At 68.5% G+C, this 26,657-nt stretch carries 28 protein-coding genes; 5 read left to right on the top strand and 23 right to left on the bottom strand.

Going from position 1 to position 26,657, the window contains the following annotated elements; all coding sequences use genetic code 11:
* Positions 1-132: 132 nt before the first annotated feature.
* The 4 genes from pcaF to AT700_RS01115 all read right to left on the bottom strand — a co-directional run bounded on the left by pcaF (position 133) and on the right by AT700_RS01115 (position 3,655).
* A complete protein-coding gene (gene pcaF, locus AT700_RS01130) occupies positions 133-1,338 on the bottom strand; it encodes a 3-oxoadipyl-CoA thiolase (protein ID WP_019681270.1) in 1,206 nt (401 codons plus the stop codon).
* Positions 1,335-2,117, bottom strand: a complete 783-nt coding sequence (locus tag AT700_RS01125) for a CoA-transferase subunit beta (protein ID WP_003084062.1) — start codon at positions 2,115-2,117, stop codon at positions 1,335-1,337. Before AT700_RS01125 ends, pcaF begins: the two co-directional genes overlap by 4 nt.
* The gene (locus AT700_RS01120) at positions 2,114-2,965 is read right to left on the bottom strand and encodes a CoA transferase subunit A (protein ID WP_003084060.1); all 852 of its coding nucleotides are present in this window, start codon (positions 2,963-2,965) and stop codon (positions 2,114-2,116) included. The genes AT700_RS01125 and AT700_RS01120 overlap by 4 nt, the downstream gene beginning before the upstream one ends.
* Before the next feature lie 150 nt (positions 2,966-3,115).
* Positions 3,116-3,655, bottom strand: a complete 540-nt coding sequence (locus tag AT700_RS01115) for a helix-turn-helix domain-containing protein (protein WP_003112674.1) — start codon at positions 3,653-3,655, stop codon at positions 3,116-3,118.
* A gap of 154 nt (positions 3,656-3,809) precedes the next feature.
* Here AT700_RS01115 and AT700_RS01110 point away from each other — a divergent pair, with 154 nt between their 5' ends.
* Positions 3,810-4,592, top strand: a complete 783-nt coding sequence (locus tag AT700_RS01110) for an aldolase (protein WP_003084054.1) — start codon at positions 3,810-3,812, stop codon at positions 4,590-4,592.
* A gap of 59 nt (positions 4,593-4,651) precedes the next feature.
* On the top strand, positions 4,652-5,533 hold the full coding sequence (locus tag AT700_RS01105; RefSeq protein WP_003101895.1) for a dihydrodipicolinate synthase family protein: 882 nt from the start codon (positions 4,652-4,654) through the stop codon (positions 5,531-5,533).
* 77 nt (positions 5,534-5,610) lie between these two features.
* On the opposite strand, the gene AT700_RS01100 is transcribed toward AT700_RS01105, so the two are convergent.
* From AT700_RS01100 to AT700_RS01085, 4 genes are all read right to left on the bottom strand, one after another.
* Positions 5,611-6,669 (bottom strand): ABC transporter substrate-binding protein, encoded by a 1,059-nt coding sequence (locus tag AT700_RS01100; RefSeq protein WP_003101898.1) that lies wholly within the window; start codon positions 6,667-6,669, stop codon positions 5,611-5,613.
* A gap of 163 nt (positions 6,670-6,832) precedes the next feature.
* Entirely contained in the window at positions 6,833-8,215 is a 1,383-nt protein-coding gene (locus AT700_RS01095; RefSeq protein WP_003101901.1) for an aspartate aminotransferase family protein, read from the bottom strand.
* A 30-nt stretch (positions 8,216-8,245) separates the two neighbouring features.
* Positions 8,246-9,679 carry an APC family permease gene (locus tag AT700_RS01090; RefSeq protein ID WP_003084045.1) on the bottom strand — a complete coding sequence of 478 codons (1,434 nt, stop codon included), beginning with the start codon at positions 9,677-9,679 and terminating at the stop codon, positions 8,246-8,248.
* A 57-nt stretch (positions 9,680-9,736) separates the two neighbouring features.
* Positions 9,737-11,227 (bottom strand): aldehyde dehydrogenase, encoded by a 1,491-nt coding sequence (locus AT700_RS01085; protein WP_003101907.1) that lies wholly within the window; start codon positions 11,225-11,227, stop codon positions 9,737-9,739.
* A 350-nt stretch (positions 11,228-11,577) separates the two neighbouring features.
* Here AT700_RS01085 and AT700_RS01080 point away from each other — a divergent pair, with 350 nt between their 5' ends.
* Together AT700_RS01080 and AT700_RS01075 are read left to right on the top strand one after the other, a co-directional pair.
* The gene (locus AT700_RS01080; RefSeq protein ID WP_003084035.1) at positions 11,578-12,498 is read left to right on the top strand and encodes a LysR substrate-binding domain-containing protein; all 921 of its coding nucleotides are present in this window, start codon (positions 11,578-11,580) and stop codon (positions 12,496-12,498) included.
* Positions 12,499-12,844: 346 nt separating this feature from the next.
* A complete protein-coding gene (locus AT700_RS01075; RefSeq protein WP_003084019.1) occupies positions 12,845-13,774 on the top strand; it encodes a LysR substrate-binding domain-containing protein in 930 nt (309 codons plus the stop codon).
* Between the two features lie 84 nt (positions 13,775-13,858).
* Here the strand turns inward: AT700_RS01075 and madM are convergent, their stop codons facing one another.
* The 10 genes from madM to AT700_RS01025 form a co-directional block, all read right to left on the bottom strand.
* Positions 13,859-14,623 carry a malonate transporter subunit MadM gene (gene madM / locus AT700_RS01070; RefSeq protein ID WP_003084016.1) on the bottom strand — a complete coding sequence of 255 codons (765 nt, stop codon included), beginning with the start codon at positions 14,621-14,623 and terminating at the stop codon, positions 13,859-13,861.
* 5 nt (positions 14,624-14,628) lie between these two features.
* Positions 14,629-15,033 (bottom strand): malonate transporter subunit MadL, encoded by a 405-nt coding sequence (gene madL, locus AT700_RS01065; RefSeq protein WP_003084010.1) that lies wholly within the window; start codon positions 15,031-15,033, stop codon positions 14,629-14,631.
* A 56-nt stretch (positions 15,034-15,089) separates the two neighbouring features.
* Positions 15,090-16,022 (bottom strand): malonate decarboxylase subunit epsilon, encoded by a 933-nt coding sequence (gene mdcH, locus AT700_RS01060; protein ID WP_003161013.1) that lies wholly within the window; start codon positions 16,020-16,022, stop codon positions 15,090-15,092.
* Positions 16,019-16,711: a malonate decarboxylase holo-ACP synthase gene (locus AT700_RS01055; RefSeq protein ID WP_003118606.1), complete on the bottom strand. Its 693-nt coding sequence runs from the start codon at positions 16,709-16,711 to the stop codon at positions 16,019-16,021. Before AT700_RS01055 ends, mdcH begins: the two co-directional genes overlap by 4 nt.
* A gap of 15 nt (positions 16,712-16,726) precedes the next feature.
* The gene (mdcE, locus tag AT700_RS01050) at positions 16,727-17,533 is read right to left on the bottom strand and encodes a biotin-independent malonate decarboxylase subunit gamma (RefSeq protein ID WP_003112668.1); all 807 of its coding nucleotides are present in this window, start codon (positions 17,531-17,533) and stop codon (positions 16,727-16,729) included.
* Positions 17,530-18,393, bottom strand: a complete 864-nt coding sequence (locus tag AT700_RS01045; protein WP_003084003.1) for a biotin-independent malonate decarboxylase subunit beta — start codon at positions 18,391-18,393, stop codon at positions 17,530-17,532. The genes mdcE and AT700_RS01045 overlap by 4 nt, the downstream gene beginning before the upstream one ends.
* Positions 18,386-18,685 carry a malonate decarboxylase subunit delta gene (locus tag AT700_RS01040; RefSeq protein WP_003084001.1) on the bottom strand — a complete coding sequence of 100 codons (300 nt, stop codon included), beginning with the start codon at positions 18,683-18,685 and terminating at the stop codon, positions 18,386-18,388. Before AT700_RS01040 ends, AT700_RS01045 begins: the two co-directional genes overlap by 8 nt.
* A gap of 1 nt (position 18,686) precedes the next feature.
* On the bottom strand, positions 18,687-19,568 hold the full coding sequence (locus AT700_RS01035; RefSeq protein WP_003117235.1) for a triphosphoribosyl-dephospho-CoA synthase: 882 nt from the start codon (positions 19,566-19,568) through the stop codon (positions 18,687-18,689).
* Complete coding sequence (mdcA, locus tag AT700_RS01030; protein WP_003106183.1) at positions 19,568-21,232, bottom strand: malonate decarboxylase subunit alpha; 1,665 nt, start codon at positions 21,230-21,232, stop codon at positions 19,568-19,570. Before mdcA ends, AT700_RS01035 begins: the two co-directional genes overlap by 1 nt.
* Positions 21,233-21,342: 110 nt before the next feature.
* On the bottom strand, positions 21,343-21,924 hold the full coding sequence (locus AT700_RS01025; protein WP_003106176.1) for an alpha/beta hydrolase: 582 nt from the start codon (positions 21,922-21,924) through the stop codon (positions 21,343-21,345).
* A 215-nt stretch (positions 21,925-22,139) separates the two neighbouring features.
* On the opposite strand from AT700_RS01025, the gene AT700_RS01020 reads away from it, so the two are divergent.
* Entirely contained in the window at positions 22,140-22,352 is a 213-nt protein-coding gene (locus tag AT700_RS01020; protein ID WP_003111981.1) for a DUF3079 domain-containing protein, read from the top strand.
* A 180-nt stretch (positions 22,353-22,532) separates the two neighbouring features.
* Here AT700_RS01020 and AT700_RS01015 read toward each other — a convergent pair whose 3' ends face one another.
* The 5 genes from AT700_RS01015 to AT700_RS00995 all read right to left on the bottom strand — a co-directional run bounded on the left by AT700_RS01015 (position 22,533) and on the right by AT700_RS00995 (position 26,583).
* Positions 22,533-22,934, bottom strand: coding sequence for an ExbD/TolR family protein (locus tag AT700_RS01015; RefSeq protein ID WP_003106175.1), 402 nt, complete (start codon positions 22,932-22,934; stop codon positions 22,533-22,535).
* Between the two features lies 1 nt (position 22,935).
* Positions 22,936-23,655 carry a MotA/TolQ/ExbB proton channel family protein gene (locus AT700_RS01010; RefSeq protein WP_003083979.1) on the bottom strand — a complete coding sequence of 240 codons (720 nt, stop codon included), beginning with the start codon at positions 23,653-23,655 and terminating at the stop codon, positions 22,936-22,938.
* Positions 23,656-23,683: 28 nt separating this feature from the next.
* Complete coding sequence (locus AT700_RS01005; protein ID WP_003117234.1) at positions 23,684-24,496, bottom strand: energy transducer TonB; 813 nt, start codon at positions 24,494-24,496, stop codon at positions 23,684-23,686.
* Between the two features lie 342 nt (positions 24,497-24,838).
* Positions 24,839-26,275: an NAD(P)(+) transhydrogenase (Re/Si-specific) subunit beta gene (locus AT700_RS01000; RefSeq protein WP_003083975.1), complete on the bottom strand. Its 1,437-nt coding sequence runs from the start codon at positions 26,273-26,275 to the stop codon at positions 24,839-24,841.
* Positions 26,275-26,583 (bottom strand): NAD(P) transhydrogenase subunit alpha, encoded by a 309-nt coding sequence (locus tag AT700_RS00995; protein ID WP_003083974.1) that lies wholly within the window; start codon positions 26,581-26,583, stop codon positions 26,275-26,277. The genes AT700_RS01000 and AT700_RS00995 overlap by 1 nt, the downstream gene beginning before the upstream one ends.
* Between the last annotated feature and the right edge of the window lie 74 nt (positions 26,584-26,657).

Raw genomic sequence — 26,657 nt, 5'->3', positions numbered from 1 at the left:
AGGGTCCGTTTCATCCTGACCGTGCGACGGAGCGTCCTGTTCCGCTGCACACGCGCCGCGCCGCCGCCGAAACATGGGCAGCGCCGCGCGACGCGCGCTCTTGATACCGGGCGGGCGACCCGGTTGTGCCAGTCAGACCCGCTCGATGGCCAGCGCCAGGCCTTGGCCGACGCCTACGCACATGGTCGCCAGGCCGCGCCGGCCGCCGCTCTTCTCAAGTTGATGGAGCGCGGTGAGGACCAGCCGCGCACCGCTCATCCCCAGCGGGTGGCCGAGGGCGATGGCACCGCCGTTCGGGTTGACCTTCTCACTGTCGTCGGCCACGCCCAGTTCGCGCAGGCAGGCCAGGCCCTGGCTGGCGAAGGCTTCGTTGAGTTCGATCACGTCGAAGGCGTCGATCGCCAGGTCCAGGCGCCGCAGCAGCTTGCGCACCGCCGGCACCGGGCCGATGCCCATGATCCGTGGGGCGACGCCGGCGCTGGCCATGCCCAGCACCCGCGCGCGCGGAGTCAGGCCGTGCTTCTCCACTGCCTCCGCGGAGGCCAGGACCAGCGCGGCGGCGCCGTCGTTGACCCCGGACGCGTTGCCGGCGGTGACGGTCCTCTCCGGCCCGTTGACCGGCTTGAGCCGGGCCAGCGCCTCCAGGGTGGTGTCGGGACGCGGATGCTCGTCGTGCTCGACCAGGGTGTCGCCCTTGCGCCCGCGAATCGTCACCGGGACGATTTCCTCGGCGAAGAAACCGGCCTCCTGCGCCCTGCCGGCGCGCTGCTGGCTGCGCAGGGCGAAGGCATCCTGGTCGGCACGCGACACGCGATAGTCGTCGGCGACGTTGTCGGCGGTCTGCGGCATCGGGTCGATGCCGTACTGCTCCTTCATCAGCGGATTGACGAAGCGCCAGCCGATGGTGGTGTCCTCGATCTTCTGGCCGCGCCCGAAGGCGCTATCGGCCTTGCCCATCACGTACGGCGCGCGCGACATCGACTCGACGCCGCCGGCGATGGCCAGCTCCATCTCGCCGCAGGCGATGGCGCGGAACGCCGTGCCGATGGCGTCCATCCCCGAGGCGCAGAGGCGGTTGAGGGTGACGCCGGGCACGCTCTCCGGCAAACCGGCCAGCAGCAGCGCCATGCGCGCCACGTTACGGTTGTCCTCGCCGGCCTGGTTGGCGCAGCCGAGGAACACCTCGTCCAACGCCGACCAGTCGACCCCCGGGTTGCGCTCGACCAGGGCCTTCAGCGGCACCGCCGCGAGGTCGTCGGCGCGCACCGCGGAAAGACTGCCGCCGAAACGGCCGATCGGCGTGCGCACGGCATCGCAGATGAATACCTCGCGGCTCATTCGTCGCTCCCCTTCTGTCCATGGGCGGCCGCGGTGCGCGCCTCGAGGTCGCGCAGCGCGGCGAGTTCGACCTCGCTCGGCGCGGGCGTCTCGGCGACCCGCTCGGCGAAGCGGATCGCCCAGCCGGTGGCCTCGACCACCTGCTCGCGGGTCACGCCCGGATGCAGCGAAGTGACCACGAACTCGTTGCTGCCGGCTTCCGGCTCCATGATGCACAGGTCGGTGATGATCGCCACCGGCCCCTTGCCCGGCAGGCCCAGGCGCTGGCGCGAGTCGCCGCCCTCGCCATGGCCGACCGAGGTGACGAAGGCCAGCTTGTCGACGAAGGTGCGGTGCGACTGCTTGAGGATGATCAGCACTTCCTTGGCGCTGCCGGCGATTTCCGGCGCGCCGCCGGCTCCCGGCAGGCGCACCTTGGGCTGGCGGTAGTCGCCGATCACGGTGGTGTTGATGTTGCCGAAGCGGTCGACCTGGGCCGCGCCGAGGAAGCCGACGTCGATCCGTCCGCCCTGCAGCCAGTAGCGGAAGATCTCGCCGGTGGGGACCACTGTATCGGCGGTCTCGGCCAACTCGCCGTCGCCGATGGACAGCGGCAGGACGCTGGGCTTGGCGCCGATCGGCCCGGACTCGTAGATCAGCACGACGTCCGGCGAGGAAGTCAGGCGCGCCAGGTTGGCGGCCTTCGACGGCAGGCCGATGCCGACGAAGCACACCGCGCCGTTGTGCAGGCGGCGGGCGGCGGCCACGGTCATCATCTCGTTGGTGCTGTAGCTGCTCATCGCTTGCCCTCCGCGAGCTTGGCCTGGAAGGCGCCGAAATCCTCGGTCCCCCGGATGTATTCGTCGATCCACGCGGTGAAGCTTTCGCGGTCGCGGGCGATCGGGTCCCAGTCCTGGTAGAAGCGGTTGTCGCGCTCGTAGTAGCCGTGGGCATAGGACGGATGCGCGCCGCCGGGCACCAGGCACACGGCGCTGAGCGCCCAGCTCGGCAGGACGCAGGCGTTCATCGGGGCGTCCAGTTCGTCGACGATCTCCTCGACGGTGACGATGCAGCGCTTCGCCGCCAGGGCCGCTTCCTTCTGCACGCCGAGGATGCCCCAGAGCAGCACGTTGCCCTTGCGGTCGGCCTTCTGCGCGTGGATCACGCTGACGTCCGGGCGCACCGAGGGCACCGCCGCCAGCACTTCGCCGGTGAACGGGCAGGTGACGCTGCGGATCAGCGGGTTGACCTTCGGCAGGTCGGAGCCGGCGTAGGCGCGCAGCACTGCGAAGGGCAGCCCGGAGGCGCCGGCGACATAGGCGTTGGCGAGGTCGGCGTGGCTGTGTTCCTCGATCTCCAGCGGTTGCGGCCAGCCCTTCTCCACCGCGTCGCGCAGGCGGTGCAGCGAACCGACGCCGGGGTTGCCGCCCCAGGAGAACACCAGCTTCTTCGCGCAGCCTGCACCGATCAGCAGGTCGTAGACCAGGTCGGGAGTCATGCGGATCAGCGTCAGGTCTTTCCTGCCCTGGCGGATCAGCTCGTGGCCGGCGGCCGTCGGGATCAGGTGAGTGAAGCCTTCGAGGGCGACGCTGTCGCCATCGTGGACGAAGCGTCGCACCGCTTCGCGCAGGGAGAGGATTTCAGCCATCGGTCGGGTCTCGTCTTGTTGTGCGCTGCCTGGACGGCACGTGACGAGAACCTTACGCCGGGGTCCGAGGGCTCACAATCCGATAATCGATTAATAGTTCGATAATCGAACAGAACGTTAGCAAGCATCCGATCGACCGAAGCCGCCGCCTCATTCGTCGCTGTGGATCACCACCAGCAATTCCGCCTGGGTCTCCCCCAGGGAGCGGATGCGGTGCGGCTTCTGTGCGTTGAAATGCAGGGCGTCGCCGCGCTCGAGGATGATCCGCTGGTTCATGAAGTCGACCTCGACCTGGCCCTCATGGACGAAGATGAACTCTTCGCCGAGGTGCTCCTTGAACGTCGAGTGACTGAAATCGCGCGGGGGGTGGACGATGAACGGCAACAGCGCGCGGGCGCCGATCTGCTGCGCGAGGGAGGCGTAGGCCGGGCCGTCGTCGCCGCTGGACAGCGACTTGCGCTGGTCGCGACGAACGATGCTGTAGCCGTCGACACCGTCGCTTTCCTCGGAGAACAGCTCCTCCACCTGCACGTTCAACGCCTTCGCCAGCTTCAGCGCGGCGGCAATGGACGGCGTGTTCAGCCCGCGCTCGACCTTGGACAGGTAGCTCTTGGTCAGGCCGGTCTTCTCGGCCAGGGTCTCCAGCGTGACCCCGAGTTTTTTTCTCAGCAATTTCAAGCGCATGGACATTGAGGACAGCCTTCTCCCGATGGCGATGAAACTTTTCTCTTGCTAATGACACTTTGTGTCATATAACTTGATCCGTGTCATTTACAGCCGGGTCGTTGCGTGGCGCGCAACTGCCTGGCGTTTCCCCCGACTCGCTCCGTCAAAGGAACCTCGCATGGCTACGACACTGGAATTACCCAAGGATCAACTGATCCAGCACGCGCTGAAGCAGATGAAAAGCAGCCTCGGCGATAATACGTGGACTGACCGGCAAAAGCTGGCCCTGACCTGCCGGATTCTCTTCGAGGCCGGCCACGACTCCGGGCTCGCCGGGCAGATCACCTCGCGCGGCCCGGAGGCGGGGACCTACTACACCCAGCAACTGGGCCTGGGCTTCGACGAGATCAGCGCCGGCAACCTGCTGCTGGTCGACGAAGACCTCAACGTCCTCCACGGGCACGGCATGGCGAATCCGGCCAATCGCTTCCACAGCTGGGTCTACCGCGCCCGCCCGGACGTCAATTGCATCATCCACACCCACCCGCTGCACATCGCCGCGCTGTCGACCCTGGAAGTACCGCTGCAGGTCTCGCACATGGATCTTTGCCCGCTATACGACGACTGCGCCTTCCTCAAGGACTGGCCGGGCGTGCCGGTAGGCAACGAGGAAGGCGAGATCATCTCCGCCGCCCTCGGCGACAAGCGCGCCATCCTGCTCTCCCATCACGGCCTGCTGGCCACCGGTGCAAGCATCGAGGAGGCCTGCGTGATCGCGGTGCTGCTCGAGCGCGCGGCGAAGATGCAGTTGCTGGCGATGGCCGCCGGGGAGATCAAGCCGATCCCGCCGGCCCTGGCGCGCGAGGCCCACGACTGGATCTCCACCCCGAAGCGCCACGGCGCCGCATTCAACTACTACGCCCGGCGCTGCCTGCCGCGCAACAGCGACTGCCTGAGCTGAACGACCTTTCCCACCAGGTCCGTCCTGGCATTTCCCACTCAATGTCACGGGTACATCCAATGTCCGCATCCATCCACGGCATCATCGGCTACACCATCACCCCCTTCGCCGCCGACGGCGGTCTCGACCTGCCGGCCCTCGGCCGCTCCATCGAGCGCCTGATCGACGGCGGCGTGCACGCCATCGCCCCGCTCGGCAGCACCGGCGAAGGCGCCTACCTGAGCGACCCGGAATGGGACGAGGTGGTCGACTTCACCCTGAAGACCGTCGCCCATCGCGTGCCGACCATCGTCAGCGTCTCCGACCTGACCACCGCCAAGACCGTGCGCCGCGCGCAGTTCGCCGAATCCCTCGGCGCCGAGGCGGTGATGGTCCTGCCGATCTCCTACTGGAAGCTCAACGAGGCGGAAGTGTTCCAGCACTACCGCGCGGTGGGCGAAGCCATCGGCGTGCCGGTGATGCTCTACAACAACCCGGGCACCAGCGGCATCGACATGTCGGTGGAACTGATCCTGCGCATCGTCCGCGAAGTGGACAACGTGACCATGGTCAAGGAGAGCACCGGCGACATCCAGCGCATGCACAAGCTGCGCCTGCTCGGCGAAGGCCGGGTGCCCTTCTACAACGGCTGCAACCCGCTGGCGCTGGAGGCCTTCGTGGCCGGCGCGAAAGGCTGGTGCAGCGCCGCGCCGAACCTGATCCCGACGCTCAACGGCCAGCTCTACCAGGCGGTGCTCGACGGCGACCTGGAGAAGGCCCGCGCGCTGTTCTACCGGCAGTTGCCGCTGCTCGACTTCATCCTCCGCCGGGGCCTGCCGACCACCATCAAGGCCGGCCTGGGCCTCTCCGGCCTGGAGGTGGGGGCGCCGCGCCTTCCGGTGCAGGCGCTGGATACCGAGGGCTGTCGGTATCTGCAGGGGTTGTTGGAAGAGCTGCGCTGATCACCCCGTCAGCGCTTTGACCCGACGGGCCCGGACGACTTGGGGCCCGTCATTTTTTTTGCCGACGCGCAGCGCGCTCAGCGCGCCGCCCAGGCATTGAAACGCTGTTCCAGCTCCTCGCCGTGGTCCACCCAGAACTCGGCATCCACCGCCCGCGCGCCTTCGAGGTTGGCCGGCGCGGTCGGCAGCGCCTCCTGCACCGTCTTCGGCAGCAACGCCAGGGTGCCCTTGTGTACCGGCCCGTAGGGGATCTGCTCGGAGAACACCTTCTGCGTCTGCGGCTGGCTGGCGAAGGCGATGAATTTCTCCGCCAGCGCCTTGTTCGGCGTGCCCTTCACCACCGCCCAGTACTCCGGATCGTAGAGACTGCCGGGCCAGACGATGGCCAGTTTCACCCCCTCCTTCTGCGCAGCGGCGATGCGCCCGTTGTAGGCCGCGCTCATCACCACGTCGCCGGCCGCCAGCCATTGCGGCGGCTGGGCGCCGGCCTCCCACCACTGGATGTTCGGCTTGAGCTGGTCGAGCTTGGCGAAGGCGCGGCTGACCCCCTCCGGGGTGGCGAGTACCTTGTAGAGGTCCTCCGCCTTCACCCCGTCGGCCAGCAACGCCACTTCCAGGGTGTACTTGGCGCCCTTGCGCAGGCCACGCTTGCCGGGGAACTCGCGGACGTTCCAGAAATCCGCCCAGGACTGCGGCGCCCTGGCCAGCTTCGTCGAGTCGTAGGCCATCACCATCGACCAGACGTAGGTGGCCACCCCGCACTCGCTGAAAGTGCCGGGGACGAACTGCGCGGGGTCGCCGAAACGCGCCGGGTCGAGGCGTTCGAACAGCCCCTCGTCGCAGCCGCGGAGCAGTTCGGGGCTCTCCACCTCGACCACGTCCCAGCTGACCTTGCCGACGTCGACCATGGCCTTCACCTTGGCCATTTCGCCGTTGTATTCGCCGGCGACCACCTGCCCGCCGCCGCTTCGCTCGAAGGGTTTGAAATAGGCCTGTTCCTGGGCGGCCTTGGTCGCGCCGCCGAAGGAGATCACCGTCAGGCTCTGGCTCTGCGCCTGGGCCGCCGCGGCGAACGCCAGGCCGAACAGGGACAACCGGGAAAACACGTGTGCGTACTGGTGCAAGGACTTGAACATGGAACACTCCCACAGCCGATTGGCATTGTTGTGATGTTGCTGAGGCAGTTGCCGGCCAGAGGCCGAAACGGTTCCGCGCGCGGTCGCCAGGCGCCGCATCGTCGTTATGGGGGGACGCTCCGTGTCGCAGGCGACCCGGCCGAGGCCGGGCCGCCGGGGCGCGTCAGAGCACGCCGATCTCGCGCGCGGTGCGATCCACCGCGATACGGGTCTTGTCGATCAGTTCGTCGATCTCGGCACGCCCGGCCACCAGCGCCGGGGCCATGATCATGCGGCCGAGGGTGGAGCGGATGATCACGCCCTCCTCGAAGCCGATGGTGCGGCAGCGCCAGGCCAGATCGTTCTCGTTGGCGAAGCGCTTGCGGGTCGCCTTGTCCTCGGCGAACTGCAGCGCGGCGACGAAGCCGGCGCCCTGGACCTCGCCGACCAGCGGATGGTCGCCGAAGACCTCGCGCAGGCAGCGTTGCAGGTAGGGTCCGGTCTCCTCCCTGACCCGCGTGACCACGCCCTCGTCGCGCAGCGCCTTGAGGTTGGCGATGGCCACCGCCGCCGCCACCGGGTGGCCGGAATAGGTCAGGCCGTGGGCGAACACCCCGCCCTGCTCCACCAGCACCTCGGCGATGCGCTTGCCGAGTACCAGGCCGCCCATGGGGATGTAGCCGGACGTCAGGCCCTTGGCGATGGACAGGGTGTCCGGCTGGAAGCCGAAGTGTTCGTGGGCGAACCATTCGCCGGTGCGGCCGAAGCCGCCGATCACTTCGTCGGCGCACAGCAGCACGTCGTACTGCCGGCAGATGCGCTGGATCTCCGGCCAATAGCTTTGCGGCGGGAAGATCATGCCGCCGGCGCCCTGGAAGGGCTCGGCGACGAAGGCGGCGACGTTCTCCGCGCCCAGTTCGAGGATCTTCTCCTCCAGTTGCAGCGCCGCGCGGCGACCGAACTCGGCCGGGCTCAGCTCGCCGCCGTTGGCGTACCAGTAGGGTTCGTCGATGTGGGCGAAGTCCGGCAGCATGCCGCCCATCTCGTGCATGAACTTCATCCCGCCGAGCGCGGTGCTGCCCAGGGTCGAGCCGTGGTAGCCGTTCCAGCGGCCGATCATGATCTTCTTCTGCGGCTTGCCGAGGATCTGCCAGTAGCGCCGCACGGTACGGATCAGCACCTCGTTGGCCTCGGAGCCGGAGTTGGTGTAGATCGCGTGGCTGTAGTGGTCCGGCAGCAGGCTGAAGAGCATCTCGGAAAGCTCCACCACCGCCGGGTGGGTGGTGTGGAAGAACATGTTGTAGTACGGCAGTTGTTCCAGCTGGCGGCTGGCGGCGGCGGCGAGGTCCTGGCGGCCGTAGCCGAGGTTGGTGCACCAGAGGCCGGACATGCCGTCCAGGTAGCGCTTGCCGTCGTTGTCCCAGAGCTGCAGGCCATCGCCGCGGACCATCACCCGCGGGCCTTCGCGGTTCAGCGCCTTCTGGTCGAGGAAGGCGTGGATGTGGTGCGCGGCGTCCAGTTGCTGGTAGTCGCGGGTGTCGCGCTGCGGGTTGAGCTGAGCGGTCATCGTCTGTGTTCTCCTTGTTCCCTTGGCGCGTCAGGCCGAAGGGGATTGCAGGGGATCGAGGGCGACGGACTTGCCCTGGGCAGTCTCACCGGCCGTCTCGAGCGGTTCGGGTACGAAGAGGGGCTTGCGCATCACGCCCTTGATCCACACCACCGCCACCAGCGAGACCACGCCGAGCACCACGCCGGCGCTGGCGAAGATCCGTCCGGTCATTTCCGGGGTCGGCGAGACGTGGACCACCGCGTAGATCATCCCGGCGATGCCGAACAGTTGCGGCAGCGGGTAGAACGGCGTGCGGAACGGACGGGCGATGTGCGGATAGCGACGGCGCAGGGCCAGCACGTCGACGTGGGCGATGATGTAGGCCAGCAGCCAGGCCAGCGCGGCGGCGAGCAGCAGCAGGTTGATCGAGTCCGGGTCCTGGCCGAGGATCAGGATCGGCAGGCCGGTGATCGCGGCGACGAACAGCACCGCCACCCAGGGCGTGCGCGCCCGCCGGCTGAGCTGCTTGAATTGCGGGAAGGCCTGGCCGTTCTGCGCCATCCCGTAGAGCATCCGCGGGATCGCCGCCAGCGACGAGTTGAGGGTGCTGCAGGTGGCGGTGATCGCGGCGATCACCAGGAACAGCTGGCCGTACTCGCCGAACACGCGGTTGGCGAAGAGGAAGTGTGGCAGCGGGTCGCCGGCCAGTTCCGCCTGCGGGATGCACAGCAGCGCACCGAAGCAGTAGAGGGCGATGGTCAGGAAGATGATGCTCAGGCCGAGGATCATCGAACGCGGGATGTTGCGCTCCGGACGCCGCGTCTCCTCCACCAGCGGGCAGACGAACTCGGCGCCGACGAAGCCCCACACGGCCATCGCGGTGAGCGCCAGGGCGCTTACCCCGAGCGGGTTCCAGCCGCTCGCCAGGGCGGTCTGCGCGGAAGCGTGGTCGCTGCTCACCGCACCCAGGCCGAGCACCAGCAGGACGATCATCATCAGCAGCGCCAGCGCGCTCTGCAGGCGCGCGAAGATGTCGATGCCGAGCAGGTTGAGCAGGGTGAACAGGCCGAGCACGCCGTAGGCCACCAGCATCGGCGGCAGCGCGCCGGGGTAGACCTTGCCGATGATCAGGTCGAGCAGCAGCAGTTCCGCCGAGAGGGCGAACATCGCCACCACCACGTAGCCGGAAAAGGTCGCCAGGATCGCCGGGAAATGCCCGATGGCCACCTCGGTGTAGCTGCTCAGGCTACCGGCGCGGGGAATCATCAGGGCCAGCTCGGAAAAGGAAAAGGCGTAGCTCAGCGCCAGCAGGTAGGCCACTCCCAGCGGCACGATGAAGCCCAGGCCGGCCGTCCCGGCGCCTTGCAGCATCAGTACCATCACGCCCTGGGAAACCACCAGGCCGATGGCCACCGCCAGCAGCGGTCCCAGCCCGAGCACGCGGCGCAGGGCCGGCTCACGCACGTTCGGCGTGTCGTTCATTCGATCGTCCTCTTGTTGTCGTTATCGGCATCGAGTCGTGTCGCGTCCGTCGCGTCTTCAGCGCAACTGGAACCAGGTCGTCTTCAACTGGGTGTACTTGTCGAAGGAATGCAGCGACAGGTCGCGACCGAAGCCGGACTGCTTGCCGCCGCCGAAAGGCACCGCGACGTCCAGCGCGTCCACGGTATTCACCGACACCGTTCCGGCATTCAAGCGCCGCGCCACCCGGTGTGCACGGTGCAGGTCGTCGCTCCACAGCGAGGCGGCGAGGCCGTAGCGGCTGTCGTTGGCCAGGCGTATGGCCTCGTCCTCGGAGTCGAAGGCGCTGATCGCCAGCACCGGACCGAAGATTTCCTCGCGGGCCAGCTGCATGTCCGGGCGTACGTCGCCGAACAGGGTCGGTTCGATGAAGTTGTCCGAACCGTTGATCGTCAACTGGCGGCCACCGCCGAGCAGGGTCGCGCCCTCGCCTTGCGCCCGCTCGATGGCGGCGAGAATCCCGGCGGTCTGCCGGCGGTCGACGATGGCGCCGGCGCGGCTGGCCGGGTCCAGCGGATCGCCCGGCTGCCAGTCGCGGGCCTTGGCCAGCAGGCGCTCGACGAACTCGTCGTGGATCGAACGCTCCACCAGCAAGCGCGAGTTCGCCGAACAGACCTCGCCCTGGTTGAAGAAAATGCCGAAGGCGGCCTTTTCCGCCGCCTGGTCAAGATCGCGGCAATCGGCGAACACCAGGTTCGGACTCTTGCCGCCGCACTCCAGCCAGACCTGCTTGAGGTTGGATTGCGCGGAATACTGCATGAAGTACTTGCCGACCTCGGTGGAGCCGGTGAACACCAGTGCGTCCACCTCCGGGTGCAAGCCGAGGGCCTTGCCGGCCTGCTCGCCGAGGCCCGGCACCACGTTCAGCACGCCTTCCGGCACCCCCGCCTCCAGGGCCAGCTCGGCCAGGCGCAGGGCGGAGAACGGCGACTGCTCGGCCGGCTTGAGCACCACCGAGTTGCCGGCGGCCAGGGCCGGGGCGAGCTTCCAGGCGGCCATGTCGAGCGGGAAGTTCCACGGCACCACCGCGCCGATCACCCCCAGCGGCACGCGGGTAATGGTGGCCAGGGTCTGCTGGGCGGTCGGCGCGACCTGGTCGTAGAGCTTGTCGAGGCTTTCCGCATACCAGGCGAAGACGTGGGCGGCGCCGGGTACATCGATGTTCCAGGCGTCCATCACCGGCTTGCCCATGTTCAGCGAGTCGAGCAGCGCCAGCTCTTCGCGATGGGCCAGCATCAGCTCGGCCAGGCGCAGCAGCACGCGCTTGCGCTCGACCGGGGCGAGACGCGCCCAGGGGCCTTCGTCGAAGGCGCGGCGGGCGGCGGCCACTGCCGCGTCGACGTCGGCCGCATCGCAGGCCGCGACCCGCGCCAGCAGGCGATTGCTCGCCGGATCGATGGCGTCGAAGGTAGCGCCGCTGGCGGCTGGACGCTGGCGGCCGCCGATCAGGGCCTGGTCGATGAAGCGCTGTGTCGCGGCGCGCCGTTGCCAATCGCTGAGTTCGAACACCCCACCTTCTCCTTGTTATCTCGCCGGTCTGCGCCGGTCGTGGTTCTGCACGCATGGCCCGGACCGCCGGGAGGCGGACCGCTGTCCATGGGGTCGATGGGGAAGGATGGTCGCGCAAGCCGCGGCGAAGGAAAATTATTAAAAATGTCCTCGGGACATAAGAAAAAGCTGGCCAGGCGTGCCCCGGCAAAGTGCGTCGTGCTGGGTTATCGTGCAGGCGGGCAATCGTCGTCGCGGCCAGCGCCGCGACGCCCGGCAGCGGCCTGCAACTTGCTTGCAGCGCGGCGGACACAACAATCGAGGCGCGCACGCCCGGCCCGGGGAGGATGATGCGCCGATGAGGTCTTGCAGTGGCGTCCTATACCTTGCGGCAACTCAAGTATTTCGTGACCACCGTGGAATGCGGCAGCGTGGCCGAGGCCTCGCGCAAGCTGTACATCGCCCAGCCGTCGATCTCCACGGCGGTGAAGGGTCTGGAGGAAAGCTTCGGCGTGCAGCTGTTCATCCGCCACCACGCCCAGGGCGTGTCGCTGACCCCCGCCGGCGCGCGCTTCTACCGCAAGGCGCAGGAACTGCTGCGGATGGCCCACGAGTTCGAGCAGAACGCCCTGGCCGACAACGACGTGATCGCCGGGCAGATCGACATCGGCTGCTTCGAGACGGTCGCCCCGCTCTACCTGCCGGGCCTGATCGCCGGCTTTCGCCAGGCCTATCCGGGGGTGGAGATCCGCATCCGCGACGGCGAGCAGCAGGAACTGGTGCAAGGCCTCACCTCGGGGCGCTTCGACCTGGCCTTCCTCTACGAGCACGACCTCGACTCGACCATCGAGACCGAGCCGCTGATGCCGCCGCAACGACCCCACGCGCTGCTCCCCGAAGGCCACCGCTTCGCCGGGCAGGCGCAAGTGTCGCTGCGCGACCTGTGCCTGGAACCGATGATCCTGCTCGACGTGCAGCCCAGCCGCACCTATTTCGTCAGCCTGTTCGAGGAACTCGGCCTGACGCCGAACATCGCCTTCAGCTCGCCGTCCATCGAGATGGTGCGCGGCATGGTCGGCCAGGGCTTCGGCTTCTCCCTGCTGGTCACCCGCCCGCATTCGGAATGCACCTACGACGGCAAGAAGGTGGTCATGGTCGACCTCGCCGAGCCGGTGTCCACCTCCGGGCTCGCCGCCGCCTGGCTGAAACGCGCGCAACTGACCAAGCCGGCACGATTGTTCGTCGACTACTGCCGGGAGCAACTGGGCAAGCTTGCCGAGCGCCGGCACTGACCCTCAGCTTTCCGACATTCCAAGAGGAATTTTCTTCCTGACAAAGACGAATCCGATGACTGTGGCAAAAAGCCTCCGTTGCTAGGGTGGCCGGCGCTCCGGACCACCCCGGTCCGGCAGGTCACCGGCAGCAAGGGCACCATCCGCTCCATCCGCTGAGTTCCGTTAGCCTATCGGCGGCTCAGGCTGCCGAAGCGGGATTCCATCCGGTCAGTGCAACTCCGCCTTCCCCAAGGCGTTTCCAGGCCGTCATGCTCCGCCACGCGCTAGGAGATGACGGCCCTTTTTACCCCTCCCGCGCCGCCTCAGGCACAATCCCCCGACGCCACCGGCCAGGGGAACGCGGATGCTGATCGACGAAGAAATCACCCTCAAGAAGCTGGAAACCTTCCTCGCCTTCATGCGCACCGGCAACCTGGCGCGCGCGGCGGCGGAACTGGGCACCAGCAACGTCAGCGTGCACCGCGCCATCCACTCGCTGGAAAGCGCCCTGCGCTGCCCGCTGTTCAAGCACGAGGGACGCAACCTGACCCCGCTGGAAAGCGCCTACGTGCTCGAGGAGCGCGCGCAGAAGCTGGTCCAGGAGGTACTCGACACGGTGCGCCTGACCCGCGAGGCGGCCGGCTTCTCCGCCGAGCGCTTCAAGCTGGGCGCGCTCTATTCGCTGACGGTGAAGACCGTGCCGCAACTGATCATGGGCCTCAAGCTGCGACGCAGCGCGCTGAACATCGACCTGATCCTCGGCTCCAACGTCGACCTGTTCTACCAGCTGAAGAACATGGAGCTGGACGCCATCCTGGTGTCGCTCAACGACAGCGTCAGCGATCCCGACTGCGAGCACCTGCCGCTGTTCTCCGATGACATCTTCCTCGCCGTGCCGGTGGACTCGCCCTACGCCAGGCTCGCCGAGATCGATCTCAGCACCCTGCGCGACACGCCCTTCGTCACGCTCACCCAGGGCTTCGCCACCCATCAGGACGGCACCCGGGTGTTCCAGCAGGCCGGCTTCGAACCGCAGATCGCCATGCAGGTGAACGACATCTTCACCCTCCTCAGCATGGTCAGCTCGGGGGTCGGCCATGCGCTGCTGCCCAAACGCATCGAGGCGGTCTACGAGAACCGCGTGCGGCTGATCCCGCTGCAACCGCGCTATCGCCTGCAGCAGCACATCGGCGTGGTGTTCCTCAAGGCCAAGGAGCGCGACCCGAACCTGCTGGCGTTGCTCGCGGAGTGCCGGATGTACAGCCTGCGCCTGGAGCAGGAGGCGGCGGGATAGCGGACGGAAGTCCACATTGCCGCTGGCCCGCTGACCTCTCCCCAACCCTCGCCCTTCAGGGAGAGGGTGCCCGGACCAGCCCGCTCACCCAACCAGGCCGCGCACGCTGAAATACAGCAGCGACGGCCCCAGCAGGCAACCGATGGCGGTATAGAACGCCGCGGTCAGGCAACCGTAGGGCACCAGCTTCGGGTCGGTGGCGGCGAGGCCGCCGGCGACGCCGCTGGAGGTGCCCATGAGACCGCCGAAGATCACCGCCGTACGTGGATTGTTCAGGCCGATGTAGGGCGCGACGAAAGGCGTCAGGACCATCACCAGGATCGCCTTCACTAACCCGGCGGCGATGCTCAGCGCCATCACCTCGGAGCTGGCCCCCAGGGCGGCGCCGGTCACCGGTCCGACGATGTAGGTGACCGCGCCGGCGCCGATGGTGGTCAGGCTGACCGCATCGGTGTAGCCGAACGCCATGGCCACCGCGACCCCGGCGACGAACGACGAACCGACCCCGAGGAACAGCGACACCACCCCGGAAACCCCTGCCCGACGCAGTTCCTCGACATTCACCCCGAAGGCCGTGGCGACGATGGCGAAGTCGCGCAGCATGGCGCCACCCAGCAGGCCGATACCGGACATCAGGGGCACGTCCACCAATCCTTTCTGCCCGCCGGTGGCGACGCCGCCGACGTAGGACAGCACCAGGCCGAGGAAGATCGCGATCGCCGAGCCGTGCAGGCGCCCGCGGGTGAGGCGCGCCGACAACCAGTAGGACACCGCCATGGTCACGCCGATGATGGCGAAGCCGCTGATCAGGCCGTAGCCATTGATGACTTTGTTCAGGGACTCGAACATGGCGCTCACCCCTGCACGCTGGTGCGCGGTTTCAATGGCGGGGCGCCTTCGGCTTTCTTCCGGCCGAAGCGGTCGAGCAGCGGGACCAGGGCGAAGGCCACGGCGACCGCGGCGATGCCGGCGAGGATAGCGGCCGGCCCGCCGCTCAGCGCGCCGAGGACATTCTGCTGGGCGGCCATGGCGACCACGATGGGAATGTAGACCGCGCTCCAGAACTCCACGCCCTGCTCGGTCTTCGCCGAGAGCAGGCCACGCTTGCCCAGGTAGCTGCCGACGAAGATCAGCAGCAGCATGGCGATGCCGACGCCACCGACGTTGGCCGGCACGCCGAGCAGCACGCCAAGGATCTCGCCGATGAACAGCCCGGCGAGGGTACACAGAGACAGCAGTGCGACACCGTAGATAATCATTATTGTTGTCCTCGGTTGCGGATCGATGTTGTTGTTTTTATGCCTCGAACGAACGCTTATCGGGTTCTCTTTTCCTCCTCGCGCAACAGCGCGTCCAGGGTATCCGCCCGGGAGCCTTCGAAGGCCGGCGTGGCGCAGCCGAACAGAGGCCGCGCCAGACCGCTGAGGACCCGTCCCGGCGGCAGCTCGAGATGCAGGCGGGCACCGCGCTCGTAGGCGCTGCGCAATGTCGCCAGCCACTCGACGCGGCGCGCCATGTTGCCGGCGAGATCGTCGGCCAGCGCGGCCGGTTCGGCGACCAGGCGCGCCCGGCTGCTGCTCAGGTAGGGCACGCGCGGCCGATGCAGGCGGATGCCGGCGAAGGCTTCGGCCAGGCGCGCGGCCGGTTCGTCGAGCAGCGCACAGTGCGACGGTACGCTCACCGCCAGGCGCTTCGCCGCGCTGGCGCCGGCGGCACGGGCGCGTTCGGCGAGGGCGGCCAGAGCCGCTTCGCTGCCGGCCACCACCAGTTGCCGCTCGGCGTTGACGTTGGCCAGGTAGAGCGGCGGGTGCTCGCGCCGCACCGCCAGGATCAGCGCTTCCAGTTGCGCCTGTTCGAGACCGAGGATGGCGCTCATCCCGTAGCCCTCGGGCCAGGCGGCCTGCATCAGTTCGCCACGCAGCGCCACCAGACGCAGCGCGTCGTCGAAGTCCAGCGCGCCGGCTACCACCGCCGCCGGATAGGCGCCGATGGACAGCCCGGCGACCAGCCCCGGCCGATGCCCGCGCGTCTCCAGCAGGCGGCTGGCGGCGACCCCGGCGATCAGCAGGCACAACTGCACCGCGCGGGTGCCGTGCAAGGCCTCGGCGCTCTCCAGTTCGGCCGGCGCCTGGCCGAGACAGTCCGCCGCCTGCTCCAGGCAGGCGCGCACCGGCGGTTCGTCGGGCAAGGCCGCGAGCATGCCGGGACGTTGGGCGCCCTGGCCGGGATAGGCGAACAGCACGCTCATGCCTCGACCTCCGCGATCCGCCAGGGGTCTTCCAGCAACAGCGGCGCCTCGCTGCCTTTCGCCAGCACCCGGGGCCGACCCTCGGCCCATTCGCGCAGGGCCACGCCGCCCGCCGGGGTCTGCAGTTGCAGGTCGATCCGGCAGGGACACTGCTCGAAGCACTGCAGCAGGCGCAGCGCGTCATCGCGCGGGAACGGGCGCGGGGTGCGCAGCAGCAGGTCGAGGTCGCTGTCCGGATGCAGCACGGCGACCCCGCTGGCCAGCTCGAAACCGGCGCCGCCGGTCACGCCCCAGGCCAGTCCCAGCGCGTTCAGCGGCGCACGCAGGTCGCGCAAGGCACGCCAGGCCGGCAGATCGCGCAGCATCGCCGGCTCGCGCTGGCCCAGCGCTTCCGGGCGCAAGCGCCGGGTGATTGCCGCCAACGGCATCCAGCCGGCCCAGCGCTGCTCCCGCGCCAGGCCGCGCACGCCGATGGCCACCCGCGCAGGATCTGCCGGCGCACGGCGCACCACCACCGGCCAGCCGGCCTTCAGTGCCGCGCAGACCCAGGCCGGAGCATTCTCCGGCAAATGCGCCGGCGCCATGCCCAGGAGCAAGTCATGGGGTTCCGGCCCTGCCCTGCGACGCATCGGATCAGGAGCGAGCCGTCGCCGGCTGGAGCCCCGCTGTGAGCTGTTCGCGATGACCACGGCTCGCTCCTGAATTCACCACTGCTCGCGCAGCAGCCGGCGCACCCGCGCCGACGCCTCGCGGTTGGCCGCGCCGAGGCGGCCGCCGAGGTCGCGCGGGCCGCCGAGGATATCGGCCAGGGCCTCGCCCAGGCAGGTGCGGACCCGCACCAGGTCCGCCGTCGACGGCACCTCGACGGTCTCCACCGGAAGGGTCCTCCAGAGCAGGCCGAGCGACGCGTAGCTGTCGATGTCGTAGGCCATCGGCGGCACCTTCGCCGCCAACGCCTCCAGTTCCTCGACGCTGCGCAGGGTGATCCGCGCGGCGGCGGCCTTGCCCATGGCGTGGACCATCACCCCCGGATCGTGCAAGGCGATCAGGCGGTTGGCCTGGTAGCCGTGGGCGAGGAACGCGCCGGACATCGCCTTGCCCACCAGCAGGCCGATCAGCGGATGCCCGGCGAGTCGGGCGCGGGCGTAGGCATCCACCGCCCCGGCCAGCGCCTGGTGGATACCCAGGGCCTCCTCGCGGCGGCCGTAGGCCTGGCTCGGCACGTCGACGATGGCCAGCAGCGCGCGCTTGCGTGGCGCCTCGCGGTCGGCCTCCAGCGCCTCGTCGACGGCGGCGGCCAGGCCCCAGCCCTCGAGCAGCCCGACCTCGCCCTGGCGAGCGCGCGGGAACGGATTGTCGGGATCGGGCACGACGGCCAGGAAACGCACCGGGTAGCCGTCCAGCTCGGCATCGGCGACGCGCAACGAAGCAGGATCGCCGGGACGCGGCGCGAGGCTACCGGCCAGCGCCTGGAACCAGGCCAGGCCACGGGAAGCGAACGGTTGGCTCATGTTGCATCTCCTTGGCCCAGCCCCTGGTACAGCCGGCGCACGCCGGCGGCATCCGGTTGCTCGGCGGTATCGAGGTCGCCCAGCCGCCGCAGGTAATCCTCGGCGCGGCGGCAGCGCGGCCGTGCCGGCAGGCCCTTGGCGAAATACGCGAGTACCGAGGTGCGTACCTCATCGAGGTCGTCGGCCAGGTAGGCGTCGGCGAGACCGCTGGCGAAGCGCTGCTCGCCGCCGGTGAGGCTCCAGATGAACGGCCGGTCGCGCGAGTCGTATTCAGCGATGCCGGCCTCCTGTTCGATCACCTGCGGACCGTTCAAGCCGAGGCGCGCCTCGCGGGTCACCAGCACGTAGCTGCACAGCCCGGCGGCGATGGACATGCCGCCGAAGCAGCCGACCGGCCCGGCGATCACCGCCACCACCGGCTGGTAGCGCTGCAGATCGACGATGGCCGCCTGGATCTCGGCGATCGCCGCCAGTCCGAGGTTGGCTTCCTGCAGGCGCACGCCACCGGTTTCCAGCAACAGCAGGGCCCGGGTCGGAACGCCGTTGCGATTGTCCTCGGCGGCCAGCTCCAGCGCGCCGGCGATCTTCGCTCCGCTGACTTCGCCAAGGCTGCCGCCCTGGAAAGCACCTTCGATGGCGGCGAGCACCGCCGGCTGGCCGTCGAGGAGGCCACGGGCGACCACTACCCCATCGTCGGCCTGGGGCACGATGCCCTGTCGTTCCAGCCAGGGCGACTGCACGCCGGCGAAGGGATCGAGCAACTCGCGGAAGCTGCCCGCGTCAAGCAGGGCCCGGGCGCGTTGGCGCGCTCCCAGTTCGGTGAAGCTGCGCAGCGCCAGCAGGCGGGCGACGTCAGTCATGGCCAGCCTCCTCCAGTGCCTGCTCCAGGCGCAGGCGGACCACCCCGGGAGTGGCGCCGAAATCGTGGATGCGGATCGACGCGGCCGGCGCCGTGGACGCCGCGAAGACCCGCGCGAAGAGTTGTTGCCAGCGCGGGCCGCTGCCGTTTACCGAGGTCACCACCTGGATGCTCAGCGCGCCTCCGGCGGCCGGCTCGAGCAGCACCTCCAGGTCGCCGGAGCCGACGCAGCCGGCCAGGGCGCGACCGCGCGCCGGAGCGCCGGCGGGAAATTCGAAGGTCAGGGTTTCCATCTCAGAGACTCCCAGCCCACCCACCGGACACGGCGGGCAGGCGATCGAGGAAAAGACAGGCGGCCAGCAGGTCGGCGGCGCCGCCGGGCGAAGCGTTCAGCGCCAGCAGGCGGCGGTCCAGCTCGCACAGGCGGCGACGCCCGGCGAGACTGGCGCTGCCGCCGGCGGCGAGCACCGCGCGGGCGCCATCCTGCATCGCGGCGAGGCCGACGCGGCCGGCGCGGTGCAGCACGCAGGTATCGTCGAGGACGCTCATGATCGCCAGCAGCGCATCGAGCCTGGCGTTCTGCTCGCCAGCGCCGCCTTCGCGGCTGCGCCATAGCTGCGGCAGGCCGTGGCGCACTGCGCGGGGGAAGCCGAGACGCGCCTCCTCGCGGGCGCCGCCGACGCCGTAGCGCCGACGGACGCGCTCGCCGTGGCTGTCGCCGATGGCGGCCGCCGGATCGTCGAGCAGGGCGATGCGTCCTGCGCGCGCGGCCACTTCGCCGGCCTGCGTGCGGCGCGGTTCGAGAGCGGCGGCCGCGACCAGCAGGCCGAGCGCCCAGATCGCTCCGCGATGGGTATTCACGCCTTCGGTGGTACGCAGCATCGCCGCCTCGCCGTCGCGCCCCAGTTGGCCAAGGACGCCGCGCAGGCGCGCATCGATGCGCCCATGCCGCTGTGCGGCGTCGGCCATTTCCTTGAAACACGGCCACAGGCTCAGCGCCGAGGCCTGCATCAGGCCCAGGTGCAGGTCGGCATGCGCGCCATTGCCGCGGCGGTCCACCAGGGCCGGCTTGGGCGACAGTTCGGCTTCGTCGATGAGGGCGTCCACCGCCAGGTCGGCCAGGCATTCGCCGAGGTCGGCACACGGCGTCGCCGCGAGGTTCGCGATGGCGTTCATCACCAGCTCCTGAAACGCGCCGGCGGCTGGTACAGCCCGCCGGACCACTCGACCAGCTCGGCGATGCTCTTCGCCGCCAGCAGCTCGCGCGAGGCGTCGGTGCGGCGGATGCCGAGGTCCTCGGGCAGCGCGATCAGCCCTTCGCGGCGCATCCGCAGGGTCTCGCGCGGATCGTGGCGCAGGCCGATCGGACTGATCCCCGCCACCGCCGCGATCATCGCCTGGCGCTCCTCCAGCGAGCGCGCCTTGTACAGGTAGGCGATGCCTTCCTCGGTGAGCACATGGGTGACGTCGTCGCCATAGATCATCACCGGCGCCAGCGGCATGCCGGTCTCGCGCGCCACCTCCAGCGCGTCGAGGCGCTCGACGAAGGTCGGCTTGCCGCCGTCCTGGAAGGTCTCGACCATCTGCACCACCAGCTTCCTGCCGCGCTCCAGCAAGGCCTCGGGTTCGCCCCGCATGTCCAGCCAGGCCGGCGTCGAGTGGCGCCGGCCGCGCGGGTCGTGGCCCATGTTCGGGGCGCCGCCGAAACCGGCCAGGCGTCCGCGGGTGACGGTGGAGGAATGGCCGTCGCCGTCGACCTGGAGGGTAGCGCCGATGAACAGGTCGACGGCGTATTGTCCTGCCAGTTGGCAGAACATCCGATTGGAACGCAGCGAGCCGTCGCGACCGGTGAAGAACACGTCGGGACGCTGGGCGATGTAGCCCTCCATGCCCAGCTCGGTGCCGAAGCAGTGCACGCTCTCGACCCAGCCGCTCTCGATGGCGGGGATAAGGGTCGGGTGCGGGTTGAGGGTCCAGTGTCGGCAGATCTTGCCCTTCAGGCCGAGGGACTCGCCGTAGGTCGGCAGGATCAGCTCGATGGCCGCGGTGTTGAAGCCGATGCCGTGGTTCAGCGACTGCACGTTGTGCCGCTGGTAGATGCCGCGGATCGCCATCATCGCCATCAGCACGTGGACCGGCTTGATGTGGCGCGGGTCGCGGGTGAACAGCGGCTCGATGTAGAACGGCTGGTCGGCCTCGACCACGAAGTCCACCCAGGACGCCGGGATATCCACTCGCGGCAGGTCGCGCGGGTCGTCGACGATACGGTTGACCTGGACGATGACGATGCCGTCGCTGAACGCGGTGGGCTCCACCAGCGCCGGGGTGTCTTCCGTGCTCGGCCCGGTGTACACGTTGCCTTCGCGGTCGGCGACGAAACCGGCGACCAGCGCCACGTTGGGGATCAGGTCGACCACCAGCCGCGCGTACAGCTCGATGTAGGTGTGGATCGCGCCGATCTCCAGCAGGCCGTCTTCGAGCAACTGGCCGATGCGCAAGCTCTGCGGGCCGGAGAAGGAGAAGTCGAGCTTGCGCGCGATGCCCAGTTCGAACAGGTCGAGATGCTCCGGGCGGCCGACGCTGGGCATGATCATGTGCAGGTCGTGCAGCTTGCCGGGATCGACCCGCGCCAGCGAACGGGAGAGGAAATCCGCCTGCTTCTGGTTGTTGCCTTCCAGCACCACCCGATCGCCCGGCGCGATCAGCGCCTCCAGCGCGGCGACCAGGCGTTCGCGCGGCAGCACCGCGCCGTCAGCCAGGCCGCGCACGCGCTCGAGGCGCCGCTGCTTTTCCTGGCGGCGCCGCGACCACTGCGGCGGGGGAGAGATCGGTGTCGTCATGTCGGCTCCAGGTTTCACGCTGTCGTGAGGAGCCACGTTAGGCAGGCCGCCAGGCCTGTTCAATCAAGCCGGGCGACGAACCGTTACGCCAAGGTTAACGATCTGGAGGATCAGGCGCGGCGACGAGCCTGGCTGTCGATCAGGTACTGCAAGCGGAACAGGTGACGGTAGCCGGCCTCCCAGGCGCCGTGGCCGGACTTCACGTTGATGTGCCCGGCCTCGGGCAGGATCACCGTCTCCGCGCCCCAGGCGCGGGCCAGGTGCATGGCGCGCTGCGGGCTGCAGGCCTGGTCGTTGTCGGAACCCACCAGCACGCTGGGGAACGGCAACGGCTCGCGGCTGATCGGCGCGAAGTTGCGCAGCGCCTCGGCGCAGCTCTCGCGCTCGACGTCGGCCGGCGCCACCAGCAGGGCGCCGCGTACCTGGTCGCGCACCCGGCGCTCGGCCTGGGCCGCCCACAGCGCCACTGTCACACAACCCAGGCTGTGCGCGATCAGCACCACCGGCCCGGGCTGGCGGCGGATCTCGGCGTCCAGCTCGGCGATCCAGTCGGCGCGCAGCGGGGTGATCCAGTCCTGTTGCTCGACCCGTGAGGCATTGGGCAGCGCGCGCTGCCAGTGACTTTGCCAATGGGCGTCTTCCGAGCCGTACCAACCGGGCACCAACACATAACGGACGCGTTCGCTGTGCATGGAGAACCCTCCAGAAAAATTCATCACCAGGGAAGTGTAAGGGCGCAGCCTTTTTTCTCTAAGGAATAAAAAGCAATTTTAATATTCTATTAATACATATACGCCAATCGAGTTGATCCAGCGCAAGCCGAAGCCACTTTTCCGCGGCAACGCCTGGGCGGCGCAAGCCATCGGCGGTATACCTGAGCGCAGGCATCAGGTATCGGGACAGGATCATGGCCAAGAAATTTCCTCTCCATCCCAGCCATCCGGAGCGCATCTGCTGGGGTTGCGACCGCTATTGCTCGGCGGAATCTATGGGCTGCGGCAACGGCGCCAGCCGCACCCAGCATCCCAGCGAACTGTTCGGCGAGGACTGGGCCGGTGAATGGGAAGTCGAAGGAACGGAGGACGCCAAGGAGCAGGAGGCGCCGGCACGCCAGGCCTGAGCGCCCAGGCGTGGGACGTGCGAGCGCCGGACAGGGTGCGCGACGCATTCGCGAGCCCGGCCTCGGCGGACACACCCGAGGAGCGTCCATCCGGAATAAAAAAGACCGCTCTCCCCTGCCCGGATCGGAGCGGTCGAAACCGTTGCCCGCCCGGCCTGCGCCGGACGGCGTGGATTCGCTTCAGCGTGCGGTGATCACCGCCAGCCTGGTGATCCCGGCGCGCTCGATGGAAGCCATGGCCTTCGCCACCTGGCCGTAGTTCACCCCTTCGTCGGCCTGCAACTGCACGCGGACCTCGGCGTCCTTCGCCTTGGCCGCGGCCAGGTTGCTCTCCAGCAGCTCCGGCTGGATCTCGTCCTTGTTGACGAACAGCTTGCCGGCGCCATCGATGCTCACCACCAGGGGATCCTTCTGCTCCGGCGGGGCCACCGATTCGGTCTTCGGCAGGTTGATCGGGATCGAGTTGGTCAGCAGCGGCGCGGTGACGATGAACACCACCAGCAGCACCAGCATCACGTCGACCAGCGGGGTGACGTTGATTTCGGAAAGGACTTCGTCGCTGTCCTGGGTCGAGAAGGCCATGTCAGGACGCCTCCTTCACGTTGCGCGAGGGGTTGCCGGCCTGGCGCGCGGCGGAGGGATGGACGATGACGCGGAACGCGCTCTTCTGCGCCAGGCTGTAGAAGTCGTGGGCGAAGTCGTCGAGGTCGGCGGCGGTCAGCTTCAGGCGCCGCAGGAAGTAGTTGTAGACCAGCACCGCCGGCACCGCGACGGCGATTCCCACGCCGGTGGCGATCAGCGCGCTGCCGATCGGCCCGGCCACGGTCTCCAGGCTCGCCGAGCCGGCCGCGCTGATCCCCTTGAGTGCCTCCATGATGCCCCAGACGGTGCCGAACAGGCCGATGAAGGGCGAGGTCGAGCCGATCGAGGCGAGCACCGCCAGGCCCGACTCCAGGGAACGCCGCTCGCGCTGGATCTGCTGGCGCAGGGCGCGTTCGAGACGGTCCTGGTGGTTGATCGACTGGGCCAGGTCGGGCTGGCCGTTGTCCTGCACCTGGATCGCGGCGAAGCCGGCCTGGGCCACGCGGGCGCCGGCGCCCTGCTTGTCCTGCGCCTGCTCGCCGGCGGAGTCGAGGCTGGTGGCGCTCCAGAACTGCTTCTGGAACTGGCGGTCCTGGCGCTTCTGCCGGGCGAACTGCACGCCCTTGACCAGGGCCAGGCCCCAGGTGACCACGGAAAAGCCGACCAGCAGCCAGATGACGGCGCCTTCGACGGATTCGAGCGGGGTGGTTAACAGACTCATGACGGATGCTCCTCGTGACGCTGCAGATTCAGTTCAACTTGAAATCGATCGGTACGCTGACCCAGCCGTCCTCGGCCTTGTCGCCGCGCTTGGCAGGAACGAAGGACCAGCGCTTGACCGCTTTCACCGCGGCCTGGTCGAGGGCTTCGCGTCCGCTCGACTTCTGCACCTGGATCTCGCTCGGGCTGCCGCTGGCGAGGACATGCACCCGCAACAGCACGGTGCCCTCCCAGCCGCGGCGCATGGCCAGGGCGGGGTATTCCGGCGCCGGGTTGTGCAGGTAGCCGGCGTTCGCCGACGGCGGCGTCAGCGGCGCCGGGGCGGCGGCCGGCGCCGGCGGGGCGGGTGGCGCGGCGGGTTGCGGCGGCGCGGGCGGAGCCGGCTCGACGGCCTTCGGCGCCGGCTTGGGCCGGGGTTGCGGCTTGGGCTTGGGTTTCGGCTTGGGCACCGGCTTCGGCGGCGGCGGCTTCACCGCGTTCTCGTCGACCACCGGTGGTGGCGGTTCCTCGACCACCGGCGGCAACGGCTCGGGCGGCGGCGGTTCCACCACCGGCGGCGCCGGGGCGGTGAACTCGATGGTCATCGGCGGCACCTGTGGCGGCACCTCGGGCAGCGCCGGGGTTCTCTGCTGGCTCAGCCAATGGATCACCGCTCCGTGCAGGGTCAGGGCGAACAGGACCAGCAGGATCGTCTCGCGCCGGCTGAGCACCCGACCCTGTGCCGGGTTGTGGCGAACCAGGTGCAACGCCTGGCGAACCGGCCGACCGAGCGCCACCAGGTCGCCGCCGGGCGTCTCGCGCCAGGGCTGCGTGCGGGCATCGACGGGCTGGGGTGTTGCCATGAAAAGCTCCTTGCACTGACGAACTCGATGGCCGCTCAGGTCCGTGCTGGAGTCCTAGCGGCGCAGGGAGTTGCATGATTGGCAAGGAGGCTTAGCGCCTGAAGTAATTATTTTTGTTATGGAAATAACTTCTGGAGCTATGGGTTTCGCCCCTGTCGCCACAGGCCGCGTGGTTGGCGGGCTACAGCGATCCGACGAAAAACCCATGCCTTGCGGGCATGAAAAATATTCCTGAAAGGCTGGTGTTTTCGCCGTTGGAAGCGGCGGAGAACGCTGCGCGGACAACCCGCGAAAACGAAAAACCCCGGCCTGGGCCGGGGTTCTGGTGGACTCAGCGGGGAATCACTCCACCGCCTTGACCATGTCTTCGATGACTTTCTTGGCGTCGCCGAACACCATCATGGTCTTGTCCAGGTAGAACAGCTCGTTGTCCAGGCCGGCGTAGCCGCTGGCCATGGAGCGCTTGTTGACGATCACGGTCTTGGCCTTGTAGGCCTCGAGGATCGGCATGCCGGCGATGGGCGACTTCGGATCGTTCTTCGCCGCCGGGTTGACCACGTCGTTGGCACCGAGCACCAGGACCACGTCGGTCTGGCCGAACTCGGAGTTGATGTCCTCCATCTCGAACACCTGCTCGTAGGGCACCTCGGCCTCGGCCAGCAGCACGTTCATGTGCCCCGGCATGCGCCCGGCGACCGGGTGGATGGCGAACTTCACGGTGACCCCGCGATGGGTCAGCTTCTCCGCCAGTTCCATCAGCGCGTGCTGGGCGCGGGCCACCGCCAGGCCGTAGCCGGGGACGATGATCACGCTGTCGGCGTTGGTCAGCAGGAACGAGGCATCGTCGGCCGAACCGGACTTCACCGGACGCTGCTCCTTGGAGCCCGCCGGGCCGCCGGCGTCGGCTTCGGCGCCGAAGCCGCCGAGGATGACGTTGAAGAACGAGCGGTTCATCGCCTTGCACATGATGTAGGAGAGGATCGCACCCGAGGAGCCGACCAGCGAGCCGGCGATGATCAGCATCGAGTTGTTCAGCGAGAAGCCGATCCCCGCCGCGGCCCAGCCGGAATAGGAGTTGAGCATCGACACCACCACCGGCATGTCGGCGCCGCCGATGGGGATGATGATCAGCACGCCGAGGACGAAGGCCAGCGCCAGCATCACGGCGAAGGCGGTGAGGTTGCCGGTGAACATGAACACCAGGCCCAGGCCGAGGGTCGCCAGGCCGAGCACCAGGTTCAGCAGGTGCTGCCCGGAGAACTGCACCGGGGTGCCCTGGAACAGGCGGAACTTGTACTTGCCGGAGAGCTTGCCGAAGGCGATCACCGAACCGGAGAAGGTGATGGCGCCGATGGCCGCGCCGAGGAACAGCTCCAGGCGGTTGCCGGTGGGAATGGTGTCGCCCAGGTGCGCGACGATCCCCAGCGACTGCGGCTCGACCACCGCGGCGATGGCGATGAACACCGCGGCCAGGCCGATCATGCTGTGCATGAAGGCGACCAGCTCGGGCATCTTGGTCATCTCGACGCGCTTGGCCATGATCGAGCCGGCGGTACCGCCAACCAGCAGGCCGACGACGATGTAGCCGACGCCGGTGGTGGCGATCTCCGCGCCCAGCTTGAACACCAGGCCGACGGTGGTGGCCACGGCGATGGCCATGCCGACCATGCCGAAGAGGTTGCCGCGGCGCGAGGTGGTCGGGTGCGACAGGCCTTTCAGGGCCTGGATGAAGCAGACCGAGGCGATGAGGTACAGGAGGGTGACCAGGTTCATGCTCATCAGTGGCCCCCCGCCTTCGGCGCTTTCTTCTTGAACATTTCCAGCATGCGCCGGGTGACCAGGAAGCCACCGAACACATTGACCGCGGCCAGGGCCACGGCGAGGGTGCCCATGGCCTTGCCCAGCGGGGTCACGGTCAGGGCGGCGGCGAGCATGGCGCCGACGATGACGATCGCGGAAATCGCGTTGGTCACCGCCATCAGCGGGGTGTGCAAGGCAGGGGTGACGTTCCATACCACGTGGTAGCCGACGTACACGGCCAGCACGAAGATGATCAGGTTGTAGATCCCGTCAGAAATGATATCCATCGTTTTCACCGGTCTTCAGGGCGCAGGCGCGAGGCGTGCGCATTTATCGTTATCGAAGCTTCCCGACGCAGCGG

This window comes from Pseudomonas aeruginosa, assembly GCF_001457615.1.
Lineage (GTDB): Bacteria > Pseudomonadota > Gammaproteobacteria > Pseudomonadales > Pseudomonadaceae > Pseudomonas > Pseudomonas aeruginosa.
Note: the sequence above shows the minus strand (reverse complement) of the source record. Positions and strands in the feature narration are given on the sequence as shown.